Source organism: Coralloluteibacterium stylophorae (genome assembly GCF_018122625.2).
Taxonomy (GTDB): Bacteria; Pseudomonadota; Gammaproteobacteria; order Xanthomonadales; family Xanthomonadaceae; genus Coralloluteibacterium; species Coralloluteibacterium stylophorae.
In genome coordinates, this window is record NZ_JAGQFT020000005.1 from 188,439 (window position 1) to 212,062 (window position 23,624).

Here is a 23,624-nt window from a genome sequence, read left to right on the forward strand (position 1 = left end):
GCGGCTTCGGCCGCGATCCCGCACCGCATCCGCGCTGCGGGATCCCGTCGCCGCGGCGGTGCGCCTCAGGGCGCCGCCGCGGCCATGGTGCGCTCGACACCGCGCGTGCGCGCCTCGCGCAGCAGGGCCTGCGGCGGTCGCCCCAGGGTGCGCAGGAAGGCCCGGCGCATCCGCTCCTCGTCGCCGAAGCCGGTCAGCAGCGCCACCTTGCCGATCGAGCGCTCGCCGTCCTCGATGAGCGCGCGCGCCGCCTCCATGCGCAGCTTCTCCACCGCCTTGGCCGGCGACAGCCCGGTCTGGGCCTGGAACGCGCGGCTGAAGTGGCGCGGGCTCCAGTGCACGTGCGCGGCGAGCTGCTCGACCGACAGCGGCTCGCGCAGGTTCTCGCGCGCGAACTCCAGCGCCGTGCGCACGCGGTCGGAGCCCGGTTCCAGCTCGGCCAGCGTCGAGAACTGCGATTGGCCGCCGGTGCGGCGGTAGTGCACCACCATCTTGCGCGACACGAGCCTGGCGAGCTGGGCGCCCTCGTCGGCATCGAGCAGGGCCAGCGCGAGATCGATGCAGGCGGTCATGCCGGCCGAGGTCCAGACCCCGTCGTCGGCGACGAAGATGCGGTCCTCCTCGACGCGGACCGCCGGATGCCTGCGCTGCAGCTCGCGCGCCAGGCCCCAGTGCGTGGTCGCGCGGCGGTCCTGCAGCAGGCCGGCCTGGGCCAGCACGAAGGCGCCGGTGCAGATGCTGGCGATGCGCCGCGTCCGCGGCGCGGCGCGGCGCAGGTCCTCGACCAGGCCGGGCTCGGCGTCCGGCACCGCCAGCGCGCCGGCGACGAGCAGCGTGTCGAAGCGCCGCCGCCCGATCGCCCGGGTCTGCATGTCGACGCCGGCCGAGCTGCGCACCATGCCGCCGGCGTGCGACACCAGCTCGAGGTCGTAGACCGGGCGGGCGCGCGCCTCGTTGGCGAGCTCGAACACGGTCAGCGCCGCCAGGTCGAGCACCTGGAACCCGGGATAGACCACCAGTGCGATGCGTGCGGCCATGCCGTCCTCTTCCGCGTGTTCCCGCGATCTGCGGCCGGGCGAGTGTAGCGCCGGCGACAGTCGCGGAGGCTCCTCGCGTCATGTCCTGAATTGCGGGTTACGCGTCATTTGCGCCATTCCCGCCGCGGCCAAGAATGGCGCCACGGCAACAGCCGCCACCCACGACACGGAGCCCATCCCATGCAACTCACCGACAACACCATCTTCATCACCGGCGGCACCTCCGGCATCGGCCGCGCGCTGGCCGAGGCGTTCCACCGGCTCGGCAACCAGGTGATCATCGGCGGCCGTCGCCAGCACCTGCTCGACGAGGTCACCGCGGCGAACCCGGGCATGCGCTCGATCCGCATGGACATCACCGATCCCGCCGAGATCCAGGCCGCGGCCGAGACGCTCATCGCCGACTTCCCCGGCCTCAACGTCCTGGTCAACAACGCCGGCATCATGCCGTTCGACGACGCCGCTGCCGACATCGACGAGGCGGTGATGCAGGCCACGGTCGACACCAACCTGCTCGGCCCGATCCGCATGACCGCTGCGCTGATCGAGCACCTCAAGCGCCAGCCGCGCGCCACCGTCGTCCACAACACCTCGGTGCTGGCCTACGTGCCGCTGGCGTCCACGGCGGTGTACTCGGCGAGCAAGGCCGCGCTGCACTCCTACGCGCTCTCGCAGCGCTTCGCCCTGCGCGACAGCAGCGTGCGGGTGCAGGAGATCGCGCCGCCGTGGGTCGACACCGACCTCATCCACCGCAGCGGCGATCCGCGCGCGATGCCGCTGCAGGCCTTCATCGAGCAGACCATGGCCGCGCTGGCCAGCGATGCCGAGGAGGTGCTGGTCGAGGCGGTGCGCCCGCTGCGCGACAACCCCGGTGCCGGCGAGCACGCGCTGGTCAACGCCTTCAACCAGAGCCTGGTCGACGCACCGATCCCGGTCGCCTAACCGCCGCGGGCGCGGGCCCGGCGGCAGCGCCGGCCCCGCGCGCGACGCCACGTCCATCAATGAGGAGAACCCCATGTCACGCATTCCCGCCATTCCCCCCGAACAGGCCGCCGAGGCCGCCCGCGCGCAGCTCGAGGCGGTCGGCAAGAGCCTGGGCATGGTCCCCAACGCCTTCCGCACCCTGGCCAACTCGCCGGCCGCGCTGGGCGGCTACCTGGCCCTCAACCAGGCGACGGCGAAGAGCACGCTCTCCGCGCGCGAGCGCGAGACCGTCGCGCTCGCCACGTCGGAAGTGAACGGCTGCGACTACTGCCTGGCGGCGCACTCGCTCGGCGGCCGCAAGGCCGGGCTCGACGCGGCCTCGCTGCTCGCCGCGCGGCGCGGCGACCTCGACGCCTTCGCCGCCCTCGCACGTCGCATCACCGAACGCCGCGGCCGCATCGACGACGCCGACCTCGCCGCCGCCCGCGCCGCCGGGCTCGGCGACGCGCAGATCGTCGACGTCATCGCCCAGGTCGCGCTGCTGACGTTCACCAACTACCTCAACAACGTCGCGCAGACCGAGCTGGATTTCCCCGCCGTCGCCGCGCTCGCCGACGCGGCCCCCCTGTAGGAGCGGCTTCAGCCGCGACCGGGCTGCACCGGGGCGCCCCACCGGGCGCCGCCTGCGCGGCACACTGCGCTCCCGCCCTTCCTCCGAGAGCCGCCATGCCCGACAACAGCGACGCCTGGGACGACCCGTCCGACCTCGGCCACGACTACGACGAGGACGACTTCCCGGCCCGGGTCTGGAACCTGCTGGTCCTGATCAATCCCGGCGACGAGGAGACGGCGCTGCGCCAGTTCGACGCCTGGCGCGACACCGCGTCCGAACCCGGCGACGAGGCCTGGCTCGAGAGCCTGCGCGACGTGGTCGACTGGACCTCGGGCTTCCATGTCGCGCAGGACGATCCGGCGACGCTGATGACCGCCGTCGACGAGCTGGTCGCGCGCTGGAACCTGCGCATCGACTGGGGCGGCGACGCCGACGACGAGGACTTCCTCGCCGACAACGACGCCGGGTCGCTGCTGGCCACCGCCTACGACCAGCTGCGCACCCACGGCTACACCCTGTGGACGCTGTACACCGGCGACGACACCGCCACCGGCTGGATGACCCTGAGCCGCGACGACGAAGGCCTGCTCGCGCTGTGCGGGCTGCTCGGCGTGGATGTGCGGCAGGCGAGCGAGTTCGGCTGACGGGAGCGGCGGGCAGGGAAACGGGGAACGGGGAACGGGGAACGGGGAACGGGGAGCGGGGAGCGGGGAGCGGGGCGTTGCAGCAGACCATCGCAGCGTTCCGCGCGGCCGCCCGCGGCAGGTCCTACCATGTGCGGTCCCGGCGCGGCCGGGCCGTTCGAACCACGCGGAGGGCGACATGGCCGGATCATGCTGCGGCGGCGGGACCGTCGACCTGCAGGCCATGCAGGCGCGCCAGCGGCGGGTGCTGATGATCGTGCTGGCGATCAACCTCGGCACCTTCGCGATGATGCTCGCCGCGGCGGTCTACAGCGGCTCCTCGTCGCTGCTGTCGGGCAGTCTCGACAACCTCGGCGACGCGCTGACCTACCTCCTGAGCATCGCGGTGATCGCCGCCAGCACCCGCACCAAGGCGCGGGTGGCGCTGTTCAAGGGCGCGCTGATCTTCGCCGCCGCGGTCGCCGTCGCGGTGCAGATCGGCTGGCGCCTGGCGCATCCGGAGGTGCCGGTGTTCGAGGCGATCGGCGCGGCAGGCGTGGTCAACCTCGCGCTCAACGGCGTGTGCCTGTGGCTGCTGACGCCCTATCGCGGCGGCGACGTCAACATGACCTCGGCCTGGGAGTGCTCGCGCAACGACGTGTTCGAGGGCATGGCCGTGCTGGTGGCCGCGGCCGGCGTGTGGTGGTTCGACGCCGGCTGGCCGGACCTCGTGGTCGCCGCGGCGCTGCTGGTCCTGTTCCTGCGCTCGGCCTGGCGCGTGCTGCGCCTCGGCTGGCGCAACTACCGCGCCGAAGGCTGAGCGACAGCCCTCCTCCTGTAGGAGCGGCTTCAGCCGCGACCGCCCGCATGCGATGCACGCGGCGCCGCAGGACACACAGGCACCGCCTACAGCCCCGGCGCGTCAGCCGGCACCGTCAGCGTGCGGATCTCCCCGTCGTTCCACGCGGTGACCATGCCGAACGCCAGCCTGGGCCGCATCGGGTCGCCGTCGGGAATCGCGACCACGACGTGGTAGCGCCAGCCGTCGCCGAGCTGCCGCCGCGCGAGCGCCTCGGCCTGCGCCGCGGCGTCCGCATCCAGCGCCAGCCGCGGCTGCAGCGCGAGCGCGAGCCCGATGACGCCGCCCAGCACCGCGGCCGGCCACAGCGGCCAGCCCCGCCCGCCGGCCGCGGACTGCATCGCCCGCACGGCCGGCGCGCCCAGGCGCCACGTCGCGAAGACCGCGACCGCCAGCGCCGCCAGCGGGACCAGCAGCGACGGCCAGGCGAGCCCGGGCTGCACGCGCAGTTCCATCAGCAGCAGGGCCGGCGGCGTATTCACCGGGATCATCAGCAGCCGTGCCAGCACCAGGGCCGCGCCCAGCGCCGCCAGCGCGCGCGCCGGGGCGATGGCGCCGGGGCTCCGCACGAGCAGCAGCACGCCGGCGAGCGCCGCGACCACGCCCAGCTGCGCCTGGAACCAGATTCCCGCAAGGATCGCGTAGAGCTTGAGTCCGGCCTCGACCGCGGCGGCCGCAAGCAGCAGCGCGCCCACGCGCAGCAGGATGCCGCGCGCCTCGCGGTGCGCGTCGTTCATGCGCGCCCGTACCGGACCGGCGCGTTCCGCTGCACCACGACCGTCCGCGCGAGCTTGTCGTGCCAGCCCTGCTTGCGCCCGTCGAAGGCGACCCAGAGGAAACCGAGGCCGAGCGGGAGGCCGGCGACCACGTAGCCGATATAGCGCACCACCGCCTGCAGGGCGCCGATGGTGTCGCCGGTGCGGGCGTCGACCACCTGCGTGGACACCGCCATCTTCCCCGGCGTCGCGCGCTTCCACAGCCAGAACGCGATCGTGGCGACGGCAGGAAGCACGTAGGACAACAGCACATCGACCGGCCCGGCGACGAGGGGCGCGTCCGGCTCCAGGTAGGCCGGCCCGTAGGCGGCCAGGAGCAGCGGGATGGTGATCAGCGCGATCAGGATCATGTCGATGAGCGAAGCGCCCACGCGGATCCAGAAGCCGGCGTAGCGGGTGTCGTCCAAGTTGTTCCCCTGTGTCTCGCCCGCGGACGGGGCGGTCGTCGTCGACCGCGCATTCTCGCATCCGCAACGGCGGCAGGTCGCGTCCTTCGCAGAGAGGGCGGGACGCGCTGCGTCCGCGCCGGAGCCCTTCGGCCGCCGCGCGTGGCGAAGGGCGAGCCGGCCCGGCCCTCCCGACCCACGCAACGGCGCCCGTGCCCGTGGCGGAGGCGCGGCACGCCGCCGCTCACTCCATCGCCGCGTAGACCATGTTGGCGAAGGTGTCGCGCACGTTGGTCCGGTTCGGCATCAGCTGGATCATCATCACCGTGACCAGGCCGAGCGCCGGGTCGACGCGGTAGTACGAGCCGTAGGCGCCGCTCCAGCCGTAGGCGCCGGGCGTCTCCATGCCGTTGGCGCCGTAGCGCTCGACGGTCTGGAAGCCGAGCCCGAAGCCGAGGCCGTCCTCGGAATAGCGGTCGCCGACCTGGTTGGTGCGCATCAGCGCGACCGTGCGCGGCGCCAGCAGGCGCACGCCGTCGAGTTCGCCGCCGCGGCGGATCATCTCCAGGAAGCGCGCGTAGTCGCGCGCGGTCGACAGCAGGCCGGCGCCGCCGGAGAAGTTCATGCGCGGGCCGTCGACGTAGTGGCCCTGCCCGCTCGCGCCCTCGGGCGCGCGCACGTAGCGGCCGTCCCCGCCGCTGCCGTACAGCGTGGCCAGGCGCGCACGCTGCGCCTGCGGCAGGAAGAACTGGGTGTCGTCCATGCCCAGCGGCGCGGCGATGCGTTCGCGGACGAAGCGGTCGAGCGGCATGCCCGACGCGCGCTCGACGATGCAGCCGAGCACGTCGGTGTTGTAGCCGTAGACGAAGTCCGCGCCCGGCTGCGCGACGAAGGGCAGGGTGCCCAGCCGTTCCATCGTGTCGCAGGTGCCCTCGCGCTTGTCCGCGGTGTACCAGCCGTTGCCGGCGGCGGGGCCGAGGCCCTTGGCCTCGTACTGGGCCGCGATCGTCTCCTCGCGGCCGTAGGAGATGCCCGCGGTGTGGGTCAGCAGGTCGCGGATCGTGATCGGGCGCTCGGCGGGCACGGTGCGCGTGCTGCCGTCCTCGCCGCGCACCGCCACGCGCGTGTCGCGGAACGAGGCGATGTACCTGCCCGCCGGGTCGTCGAGCGCGAGCCTGCCGTCCTCCATCAGCATCAGCACCGCGACGCTGGTGAGCGCCTTGGTCTGCGAGGCGATGCGGAAGATGGTGTCCTCGCGCATGCGCCGGCCGGCCTCGCGGTCGGCCCAGCCGAACGTGCCCTGGTACACCGGCTCGCCGTCCTTGAGCACCAGCGCCACGATCCCCGCGACCTCGCCGTCGTCGACGTAGCGCTGCATGACCGCATCGATCCGCGCGAGCTTCTCCGGCGCGAAGCCATCGGGCATCGGCACCGCGGCCGGCGACGCCGCGACCTCGGCACGCGCCGCATGCGGCGTGGCGGCGAAGGCCGCGAGCGAGGCCGCGAAGAGGGCATTCAGCACGGGACGGTGGCGCATGGGATCTCCTTCTGCAGGTCGTGACCCACGGATGCTAGCGGCTCCGCCACACGATGCAGGCTTCCCCTGTAGGAGCGACTTCAGTCGCCACGCTCTTCCCACGACAGCGGGCAAGCCGCCCGCCCCGTCAGGGCTGAAGCCCCTCCCACAAACGCAGGGCAACACCGACGCGGAGCCCCTGTAGGAGCGACTTCAGCCGCGACGCTTTCCCACGACAGCAGGCAAGCCCCGCCCACCCCGTCGGGGCTGAAGCCCCTCCCACAAACGCAAGGCAACACCGACGCTAGGCTCCTGTAGGAGCGGCTTCAGCCGCGACGCGTTCCCACGACAGCGGGCCAGCCCCGCCCACCCCGTCGGGGCTGAAGCCCCTCCCACAAGCGCAGGGCAACACCGAAGCGGGGCCTCCTGTAGGAGCGGCTTCAGCCGCGACGCTCTTCCAACGGCAGCGAAGGACCCCGCCCGCCCCCGTCGGGGCTGAAGCCCCTCCCACAAACGCAGGGCAACCCCGACGCGAGGCTCCTGTGGGAGCGGCTTCAGCCGCGACGCTTTCCCACGACAGCAGGCAAGCCCCGCCCGCCTCATCGGGGCTGAAGCCCCTCCCACAGAATCGGTCCACCCACGGCAGCACTCGGTTCGGGCAATCCTTTAAACCGATCCAAATGCTGCAATACTCGAAGGCTCCGGCGTCCCCGGACGCGCCATCGCCTGCGAGGAACGCCATGCATCGGCCCCTGCTGCCCTTCGCCTCCGTCCTGCTGACCATCGCCCCGGCCTTCGCCGCCGGGCCGCCCGCGCGCACCGTCGCCGACGACCTCGCGGCCGAGGTGAATCCCTTCATCGGCACCACCAACGGCGGCAACGTGTATCCCGGCGCCACGCTGCCGTTCGGCATGGTCGCCTTCAGTCCGGAACAGACGCCGCTGCCCGGCAAGCGCTTCCCGATCGCCGCGCCCGGCGGCTACGAGTGGCGGGCCAACGGCGTGCGCGGCTTCGCCCTGACGCACGTCTCGGGCACCGGCTGCACCGGGGCGAGCGGCGACATCCCGCTGATGCCGGTGACCATCCCGGTCGAGATCGCGCCGTCCTCGATCGATGCCGGCGTGCTGTATTCGAGCCTGCTCGACCACGCGAAGGAGTCCGCCAGCCCCGGCGCCTACGCGGTGACGCTCGACAACGGCGTAACGGTGGCACTGGGCGCGACCGAACGCACCGCCGTCGGCCGCTTCACCTTCCCGGAGGACAAGCCGGCCAACCTGCTGTTCCTGACCTCTGACAGCGAGGTCGGCAGCACCGACTCCAGCATCCGCATCGATCCCGCGACGCGCACGGTCAGCGGCTCGGTGACCAGCGGCAACTTCTGCGGCTACCTCGCCGAGGACCGGCGCGAGAGCTACTACACGCTGCACTTCGTCGCCGTGTTCGACCAGCCGTTCCAGGCCGGCGGCACCTGGCGCGACGACGCGATCGCGCCCGGTGCCACCGAGGGCGGCGGCGGGACCACCTACGGCACCCGCGGCCATCCGCCGGCGGGCCGCGGCGCCGGCGGCTGGATCGCCTTCGACGCGGAGGCCACGCCCGTGGTCGAGGTGCGCATCGGCATCTCCTACGTCGACGCCGCCGGTGCGCGCGCCAACCTGGAGGCCGAAAGCCCCGCCGGCACCACGCTCGAGGCGACCCAGGCCGCGGCGCGCGAGGCGTGGAACGACACCCTCGGCCGCATCCGCATCGAGGGCGGCAGCGCCGACGACCGCACCGTGTTCTACACCGCGCTCTACCACGCGCTGCTCGAGCCCAGCCTCTACAGCGACGCCGACGGCCGCTACCGCGGCTTCGACGGCACCGTGCACGACCTCGCGCGCGGGCAGGGCGCGCAGTACGCCAACTATTCCGGCTGGGACGTCTACCGCTCGCAGCTGCAGCTGGTGACCCTGCTCGATCCGGCGCGCGGTGCCGACATCGCGCAGTCGCTGCTCAACCAGGCCGAGCAGAACGGCGGCGTGTGGGACCGCTGGACCCACCTCACCGGCCCGACCGGCGTGATGAACGGAGATCCCTCGCCGCCGTCGCTGGCCGCCATCCACGCCTTCGGCGGGCGCGGCTTCGACCTGCAGCGCGCCTACGCCTCGCTGAAGAAGGCGGCCACCGAGCCCACGGCCAAGGACCTCGACACGCGCGGCTGCCCGATCCTCTGCGTCGGCCAGCGCCCCGGGCTCGACCAGTGGCTGCGCCTGCACTACATGCCGGTCGGCGCGCCGGGCTGGGGCAGCGCCGCCGACACGCTGGAGCTGGTCGCCGCCGACTTCGGCCTCGCCGAGCTCGCGCGCGCCGCCGGCGACGCGGAGGGCGAGCGCCTGTTCCGCGCGCGCTCCGGCTGGTGGCGCAACCTGTTCAATCCGCAGGCGACGCCGGAGGGCGGCTACATCCAGCCGCGGCATGCCGACGGCCGCTGGGCCGAGTTCGATCCCGCCTCGCACGACGAGTTCGTCGAGGGCAGCGGCGCGCAGTACCTGTGGATGGTGCCGTTCGACCCGGCCGGGCTGGTCGAGAAACTCGGCGGCGCGGAGACCGCCGCACGCCGCCTCGACGCCTTCTTCCGCACGCCCGAGGGCGAATGGGCGGTGACCAAGTCCGGCCCGCTGCACGCCGAGCTCGACAACGAGCCCTCGATCGCCTCGCCGTGGCTGTACAACTTCGTCGGCCAGCCGTGGAAGACGCAGGCGACCGTGCGCCAGGCCATGCGCCAGATCTGGACCAACCGTCCCGAGGGCATGCCCGGCAACGACGATCTCGGCGCGATGTCGTCGTGGTACGTGTGGTCGGCGCTGGGCCTGTATCCGCTGTACCCGGGGCGCGCGGATCTCGTGGTCGGCAGCCCGCTGTTCCCGCGCGCGGCGATCGAACGCCCGGACGCCGGCATCGAGATCCGCGCCGACGGCGCCGCCCCGGACGCGCCCTACGTGCAGGCGCTGCGCGTCGACGGCGAGCCGAGCGACCGCGCCTGGCTGCCGGCCGACTTCGTCGAGCGCGGCGGCCGGCTCGACTTCACCCTCGGCCGCGAACCCAACCGCGCCTGGGGCAGCACCACGCCGCCACCGTCGTACGGCCCCGAGGGCTGAGGCACCGGTCGTCGCCGGCCCGACGGTGCCAGCCGCGGGCTGTTGGACTTGCCGGGGCGCCAGCCGCGGGCTTTTGCTCCTCATCGCCAGGCGAGTCGCGCTCCGCGCGCCCCCATTCCAGCCTTCCCCCCGCAGGCGGGGGAAGGAGGCCGCAGGAGCGCGGCCGGAGAGGGTCGGCGCTCGACGGGCGCTCCGAACGTGCGGTCAGCGCAATGACGAAGCGCAACCAGCCCCCTCTCCCGCTTGCGGGGGAGGGTTGGGGTGGGGGCGCGGCGCAGTCGCGGACTGCTCGCTCGGCCCGATCGCCTCGGAGCGCCGCGTCCTGGCCGGCGGCTTCGGCGTGCCCGACAAGCCATGCCAGCACCGCCTGGGCGATCCGCTGCTCGGCGGCAAGGCTCGGCTCGCGCCGCTGTACCGCGCAAGGCACCAACTGCGCGGCGAGCACGGCTTCCGTAGTGCGCATGCCATAGCGCCGCTCGCGTCGCCACCCTTTCGCGCGGGGGCGAAGGGCCGGCTGGATGGCCGGCCGCGGTGGTCGGCGACGCCCGGTGCCTCAGTCGGCCCGCAGCAGCGGCGACAGCGCGCCGGCCAGGCCGCTGTCGAGCAGCCAGACGACGCCGCCGATATTGGCGATCACGGTGAACCAGAAGACGACCTGGAACGAGGCCTTGACCGTCTTGTGCCGGAAGCGGTGCTGCGCGACCAGGGCGCCCGGCCAGCCGCCGAGCAGGTCGACGAGGTGCAGCGACGCCTCCGGCGTGCGCCGGCGTCCCGCACCGGCAGCCGCCTTGTCGTGCCCGTACATCAGGTACGACACCAGGCTCAGCGTCGCGTACACGACCACCACCGCCGGCGGCATCCGGCCCAGCAGCATCGCGGCGATCAAGGCGACGACCGCGCACGCGGCGATCCAGGGGCGCGGGAGGCGCGCGCCGCGCGCGGGCCGTTCGACCCTCTGCCCCGCGAAGCGCACCTTGCCGGCGTTGAGCCGGCCCCTGGCGTCGGTGCCGACCTCGTACGAGACCAGGTCGCCGTCCACCGGGCGCCGCGGCGGCTTCACGAAGGCACTCACGTGCACGAACGCGCGGTCGCCGCCGCCGTTGGGCGTGACGAAGCCGAAGCCACGCTCGTCGTTCCAGCCGTGGATGCGTCCGGCGTAGCGCATGAAGTCCTCCCCGCGATCGTTGTGGTTGCGGCGGCGCGCCCGTACCGGCTCCGGCAGCGATCCGGCGGCGCGCGGTCGAAGCCCGCGCCGCCGGCGCGGACGCGTCAGGGCTCGGCGAGCCCGCCCGAGGTGCCGGTGTTGCGCAGCGACATGAAGGTCTCGCCGGTGGAGGCGCAGACCGCGTAGCTCCAGTCGTCGCCCGGCTGCACGCCCCACTCGGTGCCGCAGTTCCAGCCGCGCTCGGTGTTGTGGCAGAGGCGCACGTCGACCGGATGCGTGCACTGGTTGGTGACGGTCGCCGAATACCCCTTGCCGCAGGCGCGGTCGGGGCCCAGGCGCGGCGGCGTGACGCAGGTGGACGGATCGTCCAGCGTGGACGCGCCGCCGCCGCCCGGCGCAGCCGGGGCGGTCGCCGCTGTCGCGACGGGCGCCGCGCCCGCGGACCGGGCGCCGGATACCTGCGCCGGCGCCGCGGCCGCCGCCAGGCGTGCATCGGCCTCGGCCGCCACGCGCGCGTCCTGCTCCGCCTGCATGCGCATCTGCGCCTGGGCCTCCACGCGCCGCGCCTCCGCCTCGGCCGCCATGCGCAGAGCCTCGGTTGCCTGCCGCTCGCGTTCGGCGGCCGCGACCTGCGCCTGCAGGTCGGCGATGAAGGCGTCCTGCTCGTCGCGGCGCTGCGTCTCCTGGGCGGCGTAGTCGGCAAGGTCGCCGAGCATGCCCGCGAAGGCCGCGTCCTGCTGCGCACGCGACTCGGCATCCATGCGCGCCATCTCCTCCTGGTTGCGACGGAGCTCGGCGGCCGCCAGCGCGTGCTGCGCCGCGGCGACCTCCGTATAGGGCTCGTAGCTGTGCGCCCACGCCCACTCCCAGCCGCTGAAGTTGAGGCCGCCCATGTCGTAGTCGGCGTCGATGTCGAAGCCGCCGTAGTCGTTCGCCGTGAAGCGCAGCCGGTGCCTGCCGCCGGTGAGGTTGGTGATGCCGCGCCGTTCCTTGAGGTTGATCTCGACGGTGCCGTCGTCCTCGACCACGGCCACGCCGTCGCGCAGCCCGTCCGGATGGATCGGCACGTCGAACACCCGCGGATCCGGGGTCGCGACGAGCTGGTAGGTCGTGGCGCCGAACTGGATCAGCAGCGACCTGCCGTCCTCGCCGGGCGTCAGGAACGCGGAGAAGTCGTGGTAGACGAACCTCTGGCCGAGCAGGGGATCGAGCACGCCGAAGCTCGAACGCGCAGGCGCGGCGGCCGGCACCGCAGGCGCGGGCGCCGGCCCGGACGTGGCTTCGGGCGTCGGCTCGGGCGTCGGCACCGCCGCGATCGCCGCTGCGGGGGCCGTCTCCGGCGCTGCCGCTTCCGCGACCGTCGCGGGCGCGGGCTCGTCCGCCGTCGCCGCTCCGGGCGCGGGGGTACCCGGCACCGCGTCGACGAAGGCGAAGCCGGTCGTCCCGTCCTCGACCGGCGCGCTCACCCGGCCGGTGTCGTCCAGCTTCACGCGCTTCACCTGCCACGTCCCGTCCTCGCCGACGCCGGCCAGGTAGGGCAGCTTGAGCAGGCCCTTGCCTACGAAGAGCACCCTGCCGTCGGGCTGCACCGTGCCGATCCAGCGCTTCTTGAGCAGCAGCGAACCGTCCAGCACCAGCGTGCCCGGCGCCTCGCCGCGCGCGACCACCTCGCGGAAGGCGGGCTCGCCCGCGTCCGGCTCCCAGTACTCCTGCAGCAGGCGCTCGCCGGGCACCTCCCAGCGCCAACGCAGGACCAGGCTGCCCTGCTCCATCCGGGCTTCGCGCCCGGCGACGCCGGCGTAATCGCCCCAGGCCTCGCGCGAGACCTCCACATCCCCACCGGTCTGCGCCCGGGCGCCCGCGCCCAGCAGCAGGCCGGCGAGGAGCACCGCTCCCCACCGCACCCGTCCGATCATCGATGTCCCCCTGTGCGGCGCACGCTGGCCGCGCGCGGATTCTGGAGCCGCCCACGCACTCCGCACAACGGGCACCGCAGTGCGACCAGCTCCCTCTCCGCAGCCGCGGAAAAGGTCAGGACCGAGGGAGAGGGAGGTCGACGTTCAAGCGAAGCGCAGCCAGCTCCCTCCCCCCTCGCGGGGGAGGGTTGGGGAGAGGGGGGCGGCGCCAGCCGCGGGTTTTGCCCGACGTGGCCGGACGAGTCGCGCTTCGCGCATCCCCCATCCCAACCTTCCCCCGCAAGGGGGGAAGGGGCCAGGAGCGCGCGCGGGAAAGGTCGCAGACGTCGTGGGCGGGCCAGGGCACGGGCGGGGAGGTCGCGAGCCTGCGGGAGCATTCCGAACAGGCGGTTGCCGCGCAGACGAAGTGCACCCGGCTCCCTCCCCCCTTGCGGGGGAGGGCTGGGGAGAGGGGGCGGCGCCAGCCGCGGCTCTTCGATTGGCCGGGGCGCGAGCGCCGCGTTTCGCGCGCCCCCATCCCAACCTTCCCCCGCAGGCGGGGGAAGGGGCCAGAAGCGCGGGCGGGAATGTCGTAGACGTGGGGGAAGGGGCCAGGGGCGCGGGCCGGAGGGTCGCGGACCTGCGAGGGAGCGCTCCGAAACAGGTGATTGCCGCGCAGACGAAGCGCACCCGGCTCCCTCCCCCCTTGCGGGGGAGGGTTGGGGTGGGGGGAGCGGCGCGAGCCGCGGGCTTTTGCCCGACGTGGCCGGACGAATCGCGCTCCGCGCATCCCCCCATCCCAACCTTCCCCCGCAGGCGGGGGAAGGGGCCAGAAGCGCGGGCGGGAATGTCGTAGACGTGGGGGAAGGGGCCAGAGGCGCGGGCGGGAATGTCGTAGACGTGGGGGAAGGGGCCAGGACCGCGGGCCGGAGGGTCGCGGACCTGCGAGGGAGCGCTCCGAAACAGGTGATTGCCGCGCAGACGAAGCGCACCCGGCTCCCTCCCCCCTCGCGGGGGAGGGTTGGGGAGAGGGGGGCGGCGCCAGCCGCGGGCTTTTGGCCGACGTGGCCGGACGAGTCGCGCTTCGCGCGTCCCTCCATCCCAACCTTCCCCCGCAAGGGGGGAAGGGGCGAGGAGCACGCGCGGGAAGCTCGGCGCCTGCGGGGCGCTTCGGGCAGGCGGTTGCCGCAACGACGAAGCACATCCAGGTCGAGCAGGCGGCGCTCGTCCGCCTGCTACAGCGTGGGTTGGGGCACCGGGAGGTCCGCCGGAATCGACTTGGCATTCCGCACGGCCTTGCTGCACGAGGAGCTCATGCCCCATTTGGCGATGACGCCATCCTCGACCAGGAACTTCTTGCTGCATCCGCTCCATTCGTCGTCGTACGAGATGAGCTCAGCGCCGCTGGACAGGACATGGCTGTTGGTCGGCGGACCCCACTTGATGATGAGGTCGTCCTCCGGCGCACCGACCCACGACGCAGCGATGTCGTAGGAGGTCTGATAACGCTTGTTGGTAACCATGTTGTGCAGCGGATGCCCGGCGCAGCCCGCCAGCATTGCGGTCACGGCAATCGACATTACGACGTTCTTCATCGTTCTCTCTTCCTTGATTAGGGCCGATTCCGGCCATTGAAAAAACACGTGCTGCTGAGGGCGCCGTCGATGACCCCACTGCAGTGCGGAGCCTGTTGTCACCGAGCTCCCGGGCTGCCCACTTCGATCGCGCGTGGCGTGCGATTGCGCGGGAGACGGTCCTACGGGCGCTGCGGCGATGGGCGTGCGATCCGATGCGCGGGCGAGGGAGGGAAGCCCGCAGCGATCCGCGGCGACAGCAATCGTTTCGCGCTCCAGCCGAACAGGGCGCCGATGATCAGTGCCTTCGCGACGGCGAAGACGTCGCCGCTCAAAGCGAACGCCCTCATGTTGGCCGTGTCGGGCGAGACGCCGGCCTGGCTGACGAAGCGCGCGACCAGGAGCCAGAGCGTCCAGACGATGGCGGCGCACAGCAGCCCGACGAACAGCCGCCGCGCCCAGTCCTTCCGCCGCAGCAAGCCGATGGCCGCGGCCAGCGTCGCCACCGACCACGCGAACGGCGCGATCGTGAGCAGCTGGCCGACTACGAACGCCACCATCACGTCGGGCGCCGCGGGTATCGGCCAAATGCCGAACACGCCGGGCAGGCGCATCAGCATCACGAGGTGTGCCCCGCTCAGCAGCGTGTAGAACGCCGCGATCAAGAGGAAGCCGAAGCCGACCACGTCGACGAAGATCGAACGCGACGGTGCGGGCGGGGCGGCGGTGAGGGTGTCGTCGGGTGGCATTCCATTGTCCCTGGTGCACGCCCGGGTCCCTGGGCGGTGGAGTTGCGCGGCGACCCTGTCGCTACGGCGTGAGTCGATGCAGGTGGAGTTCCCGCGCCGGCGGGCTTTACCGGACGGGCGCCTTCAGCGCTGCCGGCGCTGTCAGACGCTCATCAGCATGTCCATGGCCGCCGACGCTGGAAGTGCCGTCAGTGCGGCGCTACCTGCCGCCGCGACGAGCGCGGGGCGCTTCCGGAATACCAGGAAACAGGCGCCGGAGACGAACATCCCGGCCAGTCCGGCGACGAGGGCGCATCGCAGCGCCAGTATCGTGCCCTCGGGATCCCCGATGCCGAACAGCACCGGGTAACTCAGCGGCACCCACAGAACCGCGAGCAGTGCCGCCCCCACATCGGCAACGGACGCAAGCCCGGACGACACAACGCGCCCCAGCACCGCGCCCGCCGCCAGTCCCGCCAGCGCCGCGGGCAGGAGCCACGCCGTGTGTGGCTGCGCCGCGACGTCGACAACTGCCGGCCGAGCCATCATCCGGCAGCACCGTCCGAGGCCGCGCCCCCAGCACTGGCGAGCAGCCGCCCGACCAGCGCGCCGAGCACGCCGCCGACGAGCACGCCGGGCGCCATGCGGTCGAAGCCCAGCAGACCGACGGCGGCGCCGATCGCCGTGCCCACCAGTGCGAGCGCCGCGATCCGGGCCTGCATCGCGCTTCTGCGAGCCTTGCCTTCCCGCCGCCGCGTCAGCGCGGCCTGCGCGTCGAGGTTGGGCTGCATGATGGCTTCGGCGACCGCCTCGGCGTGGGACTTGTTCAACGACATTCCATATCTCCCCGTGATTGCCCCGACTCTCCACCGAGGCTGGAACTGCGTCCGCTCCAGCGACGCGAGGCGTCACCGTCCCCAGCTCCAGGCCTCCTGCCGGAGCGACCGCCGACGGCACGGACCGCGGCGTAGCCGACGATCAGGCCGAGCGCCGCACAGGATAGAACAACCGCCGGCAGGAGCCAGGGCGGCCCGTTCCCCGCCGCCACAACCAGCTGCGGTCCGGCGCAGATGCCGGTCACGGCGCCGGCCAATGCGAGCAGGTAGACCACGACGGTCGAATACAGCGGCTTCCTTTGCCTGTCGATCGTCACATGCGAGACCTCTTCCGGATAAGCCAACGAATGTAGCCGACCCCTGCATTCTTCCCAATGCGCTTCGCGCGTCCCCCCATCCCAGCCTTCCCCCGCAAGGGGGGAAGGGGCCAGAACCGGAGCGGCGAAGTGGATGCCCCGGACGAAGCGCAACCAGCTCCCTCTCCCGCTTGCGGGGGAGGGTTGGGGTGGGGGCGCGGCGCCAGCCGCGGGCTTTTGCTCCTCATCGCCAGGCGAGTCGCGCTTCGCGCGTCCCCCCATCCCCGCCTTCCCCCGCAGGCAGGGGAAGGGGTCAGAAGCGGAGCGGCGAAGTGGATGCCCCGGACGAAGCGCAACCAGCTCCCTCTCCCGCTTGCGGGGGAGGGTTGGGGTGGGGGCGCGGCGCCAGCCGCGTGCCGTCCGGCTGGGACACGAGCGCCGCGCTTCGCGCCTCACCCCCATCCCAGCCTTCCCCCGCAGGCAGGGGAAGGGGCCAGGAGCGGAGCGCTCTTCTGTGGGAGCGGCTTCAGCCGCGACGGGCGGTGGTGCGAGGTGGAAGGCTGTCGGGGCTGAAGCCCCTCCTACAGGGAGCGGCGCTCCGCGCGTCCCCCCAACCCAACCTTCCCCCGCAAGGGGGGGAAGGGGCAGAAGCGGGGCGCTCTTCTGTAGGAGCGGCTTCAGCCGCGACCGACGGTGGTACGGGGTGGAAGGCTGTCGGGGCCGAAGCCCCTCCTACAGGGAGCGGCGCTTCGCGCGTCCCCCAATCCCAACCTTCCCCCGCAGGGGGAGGGGCAGAAGCGTCGGGCTGGTACGGAATCATCGGACGAAGCGCACCCAGCTCCCTCCCCCCTCGCGGGGGAGGGTTGGGGAGAGGGGGCGCGGCGCCAGCCGCGGGCGTTTGCTCCTCATCGCTACGTGTGCCGCGCTTCGCGCCTCCCCCATCCCAGCCTTCCCCCGCAGGGGGGGAAGGGGTCAGGAGCGGGGCGCGCTGTTGTGGGAGCGGCTTCAGCCGCGACCGGCGGTGGTGCGGGGTGGAAGGCTGTCGGGGCTGAAGCCCCTCCTACAGGGGCTGCGCTGCGCGCCTGACCCCCATCCCAGCCTTCCCCCGCAGGCGGGGGAAGGGGCCAGGAGCGGGGTGGCGAAGTGCATGCCCCGGACGACGCGCAACCAGCTCCCTCTCCCGCTTGCGGGGGAGGGTTGGGGTGGGGGCGCGGCGCCAGCCGCGTGGCGTCCGGCCGGGACGTGGACGGCGCTTCGCGCGTCCCTCATCCCAGCCTTCCCCCGCAAGGGGGAAGGGCCAGAAGCGGGACTGCCGCGGCTGCCCTATCCGCGGTCGTGGTCGAGAAGGAATTCCGGCGTCGTACGGGCGGGAGCATGCCGTCGGACAACATCCGCATCCGCATCCGCGGCGGCAACGCCCGCGCCCGTCGCTGCCTCCTCCTCGTCGCGGAAGGCGGCGGCGATGCGCGTGATCTCGTCCTCGATCGCGAAGAAGGCATCGAGCACGACCGGGTCGAAGGTCGCCCCGCGCAGCTGCCGCATCATGTCCATCGCCTGCGCGTGCGGGAACGGCTCCTTGTAGCAGCGCCGGTTGACCAGGGCGTCGTAGATGTCGGCGACCGCCATGATCCGGCCCGACAGCGGGATCGCCTGGCCCTGCAGCCCTGCCGGATAGCCGGTGCCGTCCCACTTCTCGTGGTGGCTCGCGGCGATCTCCGCGGCGACGGAGAGGAAGTTGTCGCCCTCGATGTGCTGCGACGTGCTGAGGATGATCTTGCGGCCGAACTCCGCATGCCGGCGCATGACCACCCACTCCTCCTCGGTGAGCGGGCCGGGCTTGAGCAGGATGTGGTCGGGCACGCCGACCTTGCCGATGTCGTGCAGCGGCGCCGACAGGAACAGCAGGTGGATGTACTCGTCGGTCAGGACCTCGGCGTATTGGCCGGTGTCGCGCAGGCGCCGCGCGATGGCGCGCACGTAGTGCTGGGTGCGCTTGATGTGCGCGCCGGTCTCCGGGTCGCGCGTCTCGGCGACCGCCGACATGGATTCGATGGTGACCTGCCGCGCGTTCTCGAGCTGCCGGCGCCAGCGCCGCGCATGGCGCTGCTGCATCGCGAAGCGCGTCACGAAGGCCACCGCCAGCACGATCGCCGCCACCAGCACGGGCGCCGCAACCGGTAGCACCAGCCCCCAGCGTGCGAAGGCGACATAGGCCAGCGCACCCAGCAGTGCGACGGCGCCCACGCTCGCCACCGTCAGCGCCAGCAGGCGTCGCCCGGCCAGGAACAGGCCGCCCAGCGCTAGCGCGAGCACCAGCCCGAGCGCCAGCGCCGCGATGCCGCCCCACGCCGGCGCGCGCAGCGCGCGGCCGTCCAGGATGTTCTGCACCAGGGCCGACTGCACCTGCGCACCGGAGAACGCCGGGCTCACCGCCGTCATGTGCCGGTCGCGCAGGCCCACGGCCGACGCGCCGACGATGACCACCTTGCCGCGCAGGTCCTGCGGCGCGTGCCGGCCGGCGAGCACCTCCACCGCGGGCACGCTTCGATACCGCGACGGCCGGCCCTCGAAGCGCAGCAGCGCCCGCCCCCGGCGGTCGACGGGGACCGCGTGCGATCCGATCACGAGCGAAGCACCGTCGCGCCCCTCGACCACCCGGGCGGAGGACGCATCCAGCGCGCGCATGGTCGTGGCCAGCGCCAGGCTCGGGTGCAGCACGCCGCGGTACTCGACCAGCAACGGCAGGCGTCGCAGCACGCCGTCGTCGTCGACGCCCATGTTCACGAAGCCGCTGGCGCGGGTCTGCGATGCGATCGCGTCGACGTTGTCGAGCACGCCGTGCGCGCGGTCGAGCTCCAGCGCGTCGAGTGCGCCGTCGAAGCCCACGCCCGGGCGCGTGGGCCGCGTCTCGCCGGTGGCGTGGTCGAAGTAGAAATAGCGCGCGCCGACCACGTCGGCCGCGGCCATCACGTGGCCCAGGTAGCCGTCGTTGTCGCGCAGGCCGTCGGGCACGCCGTCGATGGTCACCGCGATGCCGAAGTCGCGCTGGAAGGTCTGCTGGATGTCGGCCAGCGAGGTGCGGTCCGCCTCCGGCATCAGGATGTCCAGCGCGATGGCCGCCGGGCGTGCGGCCGCGATGCGCTCCAGCAGCGCCGCGAGCCGGTAGCGCGGCCACGGCCACTGGCCGACCGCCGCCAGGCTCACGTCGTCGATGTCGACGACCAGGGTGTCGGGCGCGGCCGCGTCGGTCGCGGTGGCCCGCGTCAGCGCGTCGAGCACCGCATTGTCCAGGCGCGCGACCGGCGCGACGCGCAGCAGCCCAGCGAGGCCGACCGCCAGCGCGATCGCCACCGCGGCCGCCAGGAACAGCAGGCCCTGGCGCCGCGATGCCCGCGGAACCAGGCCCGCCGGCGGGTGCAGGGGACCTATGCCGAGCATGGGCGGTACCCGACGCGGTCCAGGTGTCTCCCTGCGGCCACGGCTGCCGTCACAGGATCAGGATTTCCGCACGCCGGTTGCGTGGCTCGGGCACGCCCGGCGCGGTGGGCACCAGCGGCGACTTGTCGCCGAACCAGTCCATCCGCACCGGCAGGTCGGGGTCGATCTTCCGGAGCACGTCGACGACCGCCCGCGCGCGCTCGGCCGACAGCGCCATGTTGTAGGCCGGCTCGCCGGCGGAATCGGCATAGCCGAACACGGTCACCTCCGTCGGCAGGCGCGCACGCACCGCGGCCAGGATCCCGGGCAGCTTCTGCGTGGACTCCGGGGTGAGCTCCATGCTGTCGAACAGGAAGTGCAGCACGAAGCTCAGCGGCGGCGCCGGCTGCGCATCCAGCAGGGCGCGGTGCCGGGCCTCGAAGGCCTCCCGGCCGCCGGCCGCGACCAGCCTGGGCGCCGTGTCCGCATCGGCCTCGACGCTGGCATACGCCTGCTCGAGGCCCTGCCGGCCATGCGCGTTGCCCACCGCCACCGCGCCGAGATGCCCGGCGCGGTCGGGCAGCAGCGTCACCCGCGTCGGCACGGCGGCGCAGGCCGACAGCAGGGCGGCCGCCGACAGCGCGGCGAGCGCATGCCGGACGCGGCGCCAGCGGCATAGGCTCATGGCCCGCCCGCTTCGATCAGGAAGCGGGTGCCGCGCACGCCGACGGTGGCCTGCGGCGTCTCCACCTCGACCGCCTCGGGCGCCACCCGGCCGATCTTGCCGGACTCGTAGATCGCCGAGCCCTGGCTCATGTAGAGCGAGAACGCGTACCTCTCCGCCTTCGGCTCGAACACGTAGTCGCGCACGTGCGCGTCCGCGCTGCCGCCGAGGGTGAGCATGGTGCCGTCGAGGAACACGATCGACGCCGTCGCATCCGGCGCCGTGACGACGCGGTCGGCGACCTGCAGCTGCGTGCCGACCTCCACCTCCTGCGTGTCGGCACCCCGGACCACGGTGACCTGACCCGTCACCCCCCGCACCAGCGCCACGTGCGACTCCGTCGCGACGACCGGCAGGGACAGGCAGGCGAGCAGCGCGGCGGCGAGCAGGACCAGAACGTTGCGCATCGGATTTCCCCTGTTGTGTGGACCCATGACCGGATGGCCCGGCACGCGCCGCCGACGCCTGGACGGCACCGGCGGTCGACGTGCCGCTATCCGGATCCTATCGGCAGCAACGCCGGGAACTTCAGCCAACGCAGACCACCTTCACATCTGCCAGCGCACGCCCCACCCCTGTAGGAGGGCCTTCAGCCCCGACCACACCCCCACACCGAGCCAAACCCCTCCGCACTCGCACCCATCTGTAGGAGGGGCTTCAGCCCCGACAGCGCACCGCCAGATCAAGGCTGAAGCTCCGCGCCGGCGCAGCATTGTGGGAGGGGCTTCAGCCCCGACAGCGCACCGCCAGATCAAGGCTGAAGCTCCGCGCCGGCGCAGCACTGTGGGAGGGGCTTCAGCCCCGACAGCCCACCACCACACCAAAGCCAAAGCCCCCACGATGCGGAAACGCATCACCCCTAATGCCACCGCTGCGCATGTGCTCCCACCCGCACCGAAGGCGCCATCCAAAGCGGCCCCACCCCATACACCGCCCGCTCCTCCCCAACCCGCCCACCCGCCGCACTCCCAATCCGCTGCCCCCTCACCCGATCAAGCAGCGCACCCAACCCCTCCGCCGCCTCGCAGATCTCCCCCGCCAGCTGCGACAGCGTCCCATCCGCCAGCGCACGCGCCTCCACGACAGCCATGACATCGCCATGCGTGGACACCACCCGCAGCAGCTCGGCAAGCGACTCCATCTGATCCGGCGTCACACCGAACCGGAAGCCCGCATCCTCGCTCTCCGACGCGCCATACGCCGAGGCGGCCTCCTGCGCCTCAGCGTCCTCGCCCGCATCCCCATCCCCCTCCACCACCACCACCACCTCCGGCGCAGCAGCCCCCGCACCCACGAACTCCGCAGGCCAATCCACCTCATCCAGCACCGCCTGCAACTGCTCCCCCAGTATCTCCAGGCAGAACGCCAGCTCCCCGGTGCGCACCTCCGGCGCCCATTCCCGGCTCTCGTCCGCCGCACGCGGCTGCGCCAGCCGCGCGAGGAACCCGATGTGGTTCCGCAACCGCGCCAGCCGCAGCTGGCTGTCCTCCGGCAGGAAATAGCCCGTGGTGTCCCGGTCTTCCGTCTCGAACGTCGACATCGTCGCCTCCTCGGTCCATGGAGTACCCGTCCCCCACCGTGGAGGACGGGAAGTCGGGAGGTTCGAAACCGCTTAGAGCCGGCGGGCGTATTCCCCTTGCGGGTGTTGTATTAGCCGCCCTCCCGACGCAGGCATCGCGTCGGTTGCGCCCGCAGACATGCAGGCACAAAAAACCCACCGGTTTGACGGAGGTGGGTACCGCTCTAAGAGGAGTTTCGACGCTCCTTGCGGGCGAGTCTGCTACTGGCTGCGCGGGAGAGTCAATGGGTGGGGCAGCATCGGCTGCGCCGCTGGGCCTCGCGCGAAGAGTGAAGCTCAGGAGGTAAGCCTGACCCCTTCGTTGCACTTCTCGAAGTATGCGTGCGCTGCTTCATAAGGTGGCCGCACCAGTTGATCCATAGCCTCCGGGTCCAAAGGCGAGAGATACATAGCCACCCCAAGCGCCAGCTCGCCGAACACCAGAATGTTGTCTACCGCGTGTGTCGGCTCGTCCCACTCGATGGTCTTTATAGCCCAGGCGAAGAAAATGCGCTCCGCGCCTTCTCTTCGCAGGCGGAGATGAGATTTATGCCATTAGCACTTTTTTTCGACACCTGCCCGTCAACCATATATTTGCGTACAGCCGATGCAGCATCGAGGCCATGCCTGCTCGAGGCAATAGCCTCTTTGGGGAGATTCTGAAACGATGGGAGACTCCCCCGAGGAAGATCTCGCTCCTGCAGCACACCAAGAAACTTTAGTTGTGCACAAGCGCCAAGTTCATAGGCCAGCACCTCGTCACGCTGCAGGGCGGCCGGCTTACCTAGCACCCCAGCAGCTACATGTACGGTTTCATGCGCCATCTTCGATATCACATTGGCAGTACTGGCTCGACTATCCTCGCTGCTCCACGGGAACGCGAACGACACATCCATCGACCCCCCAATCGATATCGAGGATCTGCTGGTCACAAAGGACCGGCCCGCGGGTACTAGCGTTACTCGAAACCTGCCTGTGCGCCCCGTTGCGCCGGCTAGCTGCCTGACCCATGTAACCGCAGAAAGCAACTGCTCACACAGCAGAGATGAACCGTCAACCGGATGGGGGGAGTAAATCTCAATGGAGGTCTCGTTGAGTCTGCAGTTGTCTACTTCATCAGCAACTTCATCGAATGGCAGTTCTCCCGGAATAACGCTAGCAGTGGTCAGAATCGCGATCCCCATAAATGAAGCAACCGAGGTGGAGTTCGCGCCGCGGTCGGACACTTGAGATAGAAGGTCGCCACGACTGCTAACACATCCGCTCAGCAACAGGGCCGAGATCAGAAATGCCTTTGACAGCGCGAGAAAGCGCCGCAAGCATGAACTTGCGGCGCTGAATTTCCCATTCGGCATTGATGAGGCGATGGATGCTTTGTGCAGCGATAGTAGGTGGAGGTAGCCAGACCCGAAGGGGTCAGGTTCATTTGTAAACCTGCTGAAAATGAACCTGACCCCTTATTTTAGCCTCGAGCTCCTTGACCCGACGCAGCTCCGACGCCTCCAGCCCGCCATGCTTCGACTTCCACTGGTAGTACGTCGGCGCGCTGATGCCGGCTGT

The 23,624-nt window shown here is 71.9% G+C and carries 19 protein-coding genes and 1 pseudogene; 5 read left to right on the plus strand and 15 right to left on the minus strand.

Annotated elements, in window-relative coordinates:
• Window positions 1-65: 65 nt before the first annotated feature.
• The gene (locus KB893_RS09385) at window positions 66-1,037 is read right to left on the minus strand and encodes a GlxA family transcriptional regulator (RefSeq protein WP_211924945.1); all 972 of its coding nucleotides are present in this window, start codon (window positions 1,035-1,037) and stop codon (window positions 66-68) included.
• Between the two features lie 180 nt (window positions 1,038-1,217).
• On the opposite strand from KB893_RS09385, the gene KB893_RS09390 reads away from it, so the two are divergent.
• From KB893_RS09390 to KB893_RS09405, 4 genes are all read left to right on the plus strand, one after another.
• Window positions 1,218-1,979, plus strand: coding sequence for an SDR family oxidoreductase (locus KB893_RS09390; RefSeq protein ID WP_211924946.1), 762 nt, complete (start codon window positions 1,218-1,220; stop codon window positions 1,977-1,979).
• Window positions 1,980-2,052: 73 nt separating this feature from the next.
• Window positions 2,053-2,592, plus strand: a complete 540-nt coding sequence (locus tag KB893_RS09395; RefSeq protein WP_211924947.1) for a carboxymuconolactone decarboxylase family protein — start codon at window positions 2,053-2,055, stop codon at window positions 2,590-2,592.
• A gap of 95 nt (window positions 2,593-2,687) precedes the next feature.
• On the plus strand, window positions 2,688-3,218 hold the full coding sequence (locus tag KB893_RS09400; RefSeq protein ID WP_211924948.1) for a DUF6630 family protein: 531 nt from the start codon (window positions 2,688-2,690) through the stop codon (window positions 3,216-3,218).
• 178 nt (window positions 3,219-3,396) lie between these two features.
• The gene (locus KB893_RS09405; protein ID WP_211924949.1) at window positions 3,397-4,017 is read left to right on the plus strand and encodes a cation efflux transmembrane domain-containing protein; all 621 of its coding nucleotides are present in this window, start codon (window positions 3,397-3,399) and stop codon (window positions 4,015-4,017) included.
• Window positions 4,018-4,103: 86 nt separating this feature from the next.
• Here KB893_RS09405 and KB893_RS09410 read toward each other — a convergent pair whose 3' ends face one another.
• The 3 genes from KB893_RS09410 to KB893_RS09420 form a co-directional block, all read right to left on the minus strand.
• On the minus strand, window positions 4,104-4,793 hold the full coding sequence (locus KB893_RS09410) for a hypothetical protein (protein ID WP_211924950.1): 690 nt from the start codon (window positions 4,791-4,793) through the stop codon (window positions 4,104-4,106).
• Complete coding sequence (locus KB893_RS09415; protein ID WP_211924951.1) at window positions 4,790-5,239, minus strand: RDD family protein; 450 nt, start codon at window positions 5,237-5,239, stop codon at window positions 4,790-4,792. The genes KB893_RS09410 and KB893_RS09415 overlap by 4 nt, the downstream gene beginning before the upstream one ends.
• A gap of 223 nt (window positions 5,240-5,462) precedes the next feature.
• Complete coding sequence (locus KB893_RS09420; RefSeq protein ID WP_211924952.1) at window positions 5,463-6,755, minus strand: serine hydrolase domain-containing protein; 1,293 nt, start codon at window positions 6,753-6,755, stop codon at window positions 5,463-5,465.
• A gap of 719 nt (window positions 6,756-7,474) precedes the next feature.
• Between KB893_RS09420 and KB893_RS09425 the strand changes: the two genes are divergently transcribed.
• Entirely contained in the window at window positions 7,475-9,871 is a 2,397-nt protein-coding gene (locus KB893_RS09425; RefSeq protein WP_211924953.1) for a GH92 family glycosyl hydrolase, read from the plus strand.
• A gap of 553 nt (window positions 9,872-10,424) precedes the next feature.
• On the opposite strand, the gene KB893_RS09430 is transcribed toward KB893_RS09425, so the two are convergent.
• From KB893_RS09430 to KB893_RS18375, 11 genes and pseudogenes are all read right to left on the minus strand, one after another.
• Complete coding sequence (locus KB893_RS09430; RefSeq protein WP_211924954.1) at window positions 10,425-11,036, minus strand: DUF1294 domain-containing protein; 612 nt, start codon at window positions 11,034-11,036, stop codon at window positions 10,425-10,427.
• Between the two features lie 104 nt (window positions 11,037-11,140).
• Window positions 11,141-12,952 carry a hypothetical protein gene (locus tag KB893_RS09435; RefSeq protein WP_213173629.1) on the minus strand — a complete coding sequence of 604 codons (1,812 nt, stop codon included), beginning with the start codon at window positions 12,950-12,952 and terminating at the stop codon, window positions 11,141-11,143.
• 1,214 nt (window positions 12,953-14,166) lie between these two features.
• Window positions 14,167-14,526, minus strand: coding sequence for a hypothetical protein (locus tag KB893_RS09440; protein WP_211924956.1), 360 nt, complete (start codon window positions 14,524-14,526; stop codon window positions 14,167-14,169).
• Between the two features lie 161 nt (window positions 14,527-14,687).
• Window positions 14,688-15,254: a hypothetical protein gene (locus KB893_RS09445; protein WP_211924957.1), complete on the minus strand. Its 567-nt coding sequence runs from the start codon at window positions 15,252-15,254 to the stop codon at window positions 14,688-14,690.
• Window positions 15,255-15,395: 141 nt separating this feature from the next.
• On the minus strand, window positions 15,396-15,782 hold the full coding sequence (locus tag KB893_RS09450; protein WP_211924958.1) for a hypothetical protein: 387 nt from the start codon (window positions 15,780-15,782) through the stop codon (window positions 15,396-15,398).
• Window positions 15,779-16,069 (minus strand): hypothetical protein, encoded by a 291-nt coding sequence (locus KB893_RS09455; protein ID WP_213173630.1) that lies wholly within the window; start codon window positions 16,067-16,069, stop codon window positions 15,779-15,781. Before KB893_RS09455 ends, KB893_RS09450 begins: the two co-directional genes overlap by 4 nt.
• Before the next feature lie 1,619 nt (window positions 16,070-17,688).
• Window positions 17,689-19,803: a CHASE2 domain-containing protein gene (locus tag KB893_RS09460; protein WP_211924960.1), complete on the minus strand. Its 2,115-nt coding sequence runs from the start codon at window positions 19,801-19,803 to the stop codon at window positions 17,689-17,691.
• A 49-nt stretch (window positions 19,804-19,852) separates the two neighbouring features.
• On the minus strand, window positions 19,853-20,467 hold the full coding sequence (locus tag KB893_RS09465; RefSeq protein ID WP_211924961.1) for an OmpA family protein: 615 nt from the start codon (window positions 20,465-20,467) through the stop codon (window positions 19,853-19,855).
• A complete protein-coding gene (locus KB893_RS09470) occupies window positions 20,464-20,913 on the minus strand; it encodes a FecR family protein (RefSeq protein WP_213173631.1) in 450 nt (149 codons plus the stop codon). Before KB893_RS09470 ends, KB893_RS09465 begins: the two co-directional genes overlap by 4 nt.
• 452 nt (window positions 20,914-21,365) lie before the next feature.
• Window positions 21,366-22,046: an XAC0095 family protein gene (locus tag KB893_RS09475; RefSeq protein ID WP_213173632.1), complete on the minus strand. Its 681-nt coding sequence runs from the start codon at window positions 22,044-22,046 to the stop codon at window positions 21,366-21,368.
• 1,479 nt (window positions 22,047-23,525) lie between these two features.
• Window positions 23,526-23,615 (minus strand): annotated as a pseudogene (locus KB893_RS18375) (hypothetical protein); the annotation flags it as partial.
• Window positions 23,616-23,624 lie beyond the last annotated feature (9 nt).

Excerpts from the sequence above, each read along its gene's own strand:
- KB893_RS09385 (WP_211924945.1), bottom strand. The coding sequence starts at position 1,037 with ATGGCCGCACGCATCGCACTGGTGGTCTATCCCGGGTTCCAGGTGCTC.
- KB893_RS09390 (WP_211924946.1), top strand. The coding sequence starts at position 1,218 with ATGCAACTCACCGACAACACCATCTTCATCACCGGCGGCACCTCCGGC.
- KB893_RS09395 (WP_211924947.1), top strand. The coding sequence starts at position 2,053 with ATGTCACGCATTCCCGCCATTCCCCCCGAACAGGCCGCCGAGGCCGCC.
- KB893_RS09400 (WP_211924948.1), top strand. The coding sequence starts at position 2,688 with ATGCCCGACAACAGCGACGCCTGGGACGACCCGTCCGACCTCGGCCAC.
- KB893_RS09405 (WP_211924949.1), top strand. The coding sequence starts at position 3,397 with ATGGCCGGATCATGCTGCGGCGGCGGGACCGTCGACCTGCAGGCCATG.
- KB893_RS09410 (WP_211924950.1), bottom strand. The coding sequence starts at position 4,793 with ATGAACGACGCGCACCGCGAGGCGCGCGGCATCCTGCTGCGCGTGGGC.
- KB893_RS09420 (WP_211924952.1), bottom strand. The coding sequence starts at position 6,755 with ATGCGCCACCGTCCCGTGCTGAATGCCCTCTTCGCGGCCTCGCTCGCG.
- KB893_RS09425 (WP_211924953.1), top strand. The coding sequence starts at position 7,475 with ATGCATCGGCCCCTGCTGCCCTTCGCCTCCGTCCTGCTGACCATCGCC.
- KB893_RS09430 (WP_211924954.1), bottom strand. The coding sequence starts at position 11,036 with ATGCGCTACGCCGGACGCATCCACGGCTGGAACGACGAGCGTGGCTTC.
- KB893_RS09435 (WP_213173629.1), bottom strand. The coding sequence starts at position 12,952 with ATGATCGGACGGGTGCGGTGGGGAGCGGTGCTCCTCGCCGGCCTGCTG.
- KB893_RS09440 (WP_211924956.1), bottom strand. The coding sequence starts at position 14,526 with ATGAAGAACGTCGTAATGTCGATTGCCGTGACCGCAATGCTGGCGGGC.
- KB893_RS09445 (WP_211924957.1), bottom strand. The coding sequence starts at position 15,254 with ATGCCACCCGACGACACCCTCACCGCCGCCCCGCCCGCACCGTCGCGT.
- KB893_RS09450 (WP_211924958.1), bottom strand. The coding sequence starts at position 15,782 with ATGATGGCTCGGCCGGCAGTTGTCGACGTCGCGGCGCAGCCACACACG.
- KB893_RS09455 (WP_213173630.1), bottom strand. The coding sequence starts at position 16,069 with ATGTCGTTGAACAAGTCCCACGCCGAGGCGGTCGCCGAAGCCATCATG.
- KB893_RS09460 (WP_211924960.1), bottom strand. The coding sequence starts at position 19,803 with ATGCTCGGCATAGGTCCCCTGCACCCGCCGGCGGGCCTGGTTCCGCGG.
- KB893_RS09465 (WP_211924961.1), bottom strand. The coding sequence starts at position 20,467 with ATGAGCCTATGCCGCTGGCGCCGCGTCCGGCATGCGCTCGCCGCGCTG.
- KB893_RS09470 (WP_213173631.1), bottom strand. The coding sequence starts at position 20,913 with ATGCGCAACGTTCTGGTCCTGCTCGCCGCCGCGCTGCTCGCCTGCCTG.
- KB893_RS09475 (WP_213173632.1), bottom strand. The coding sequence starts at position 22,046 with ATGTCGACGTTCGAGACGGAAGACCGGGACACCACGGGCTATTTCCTG.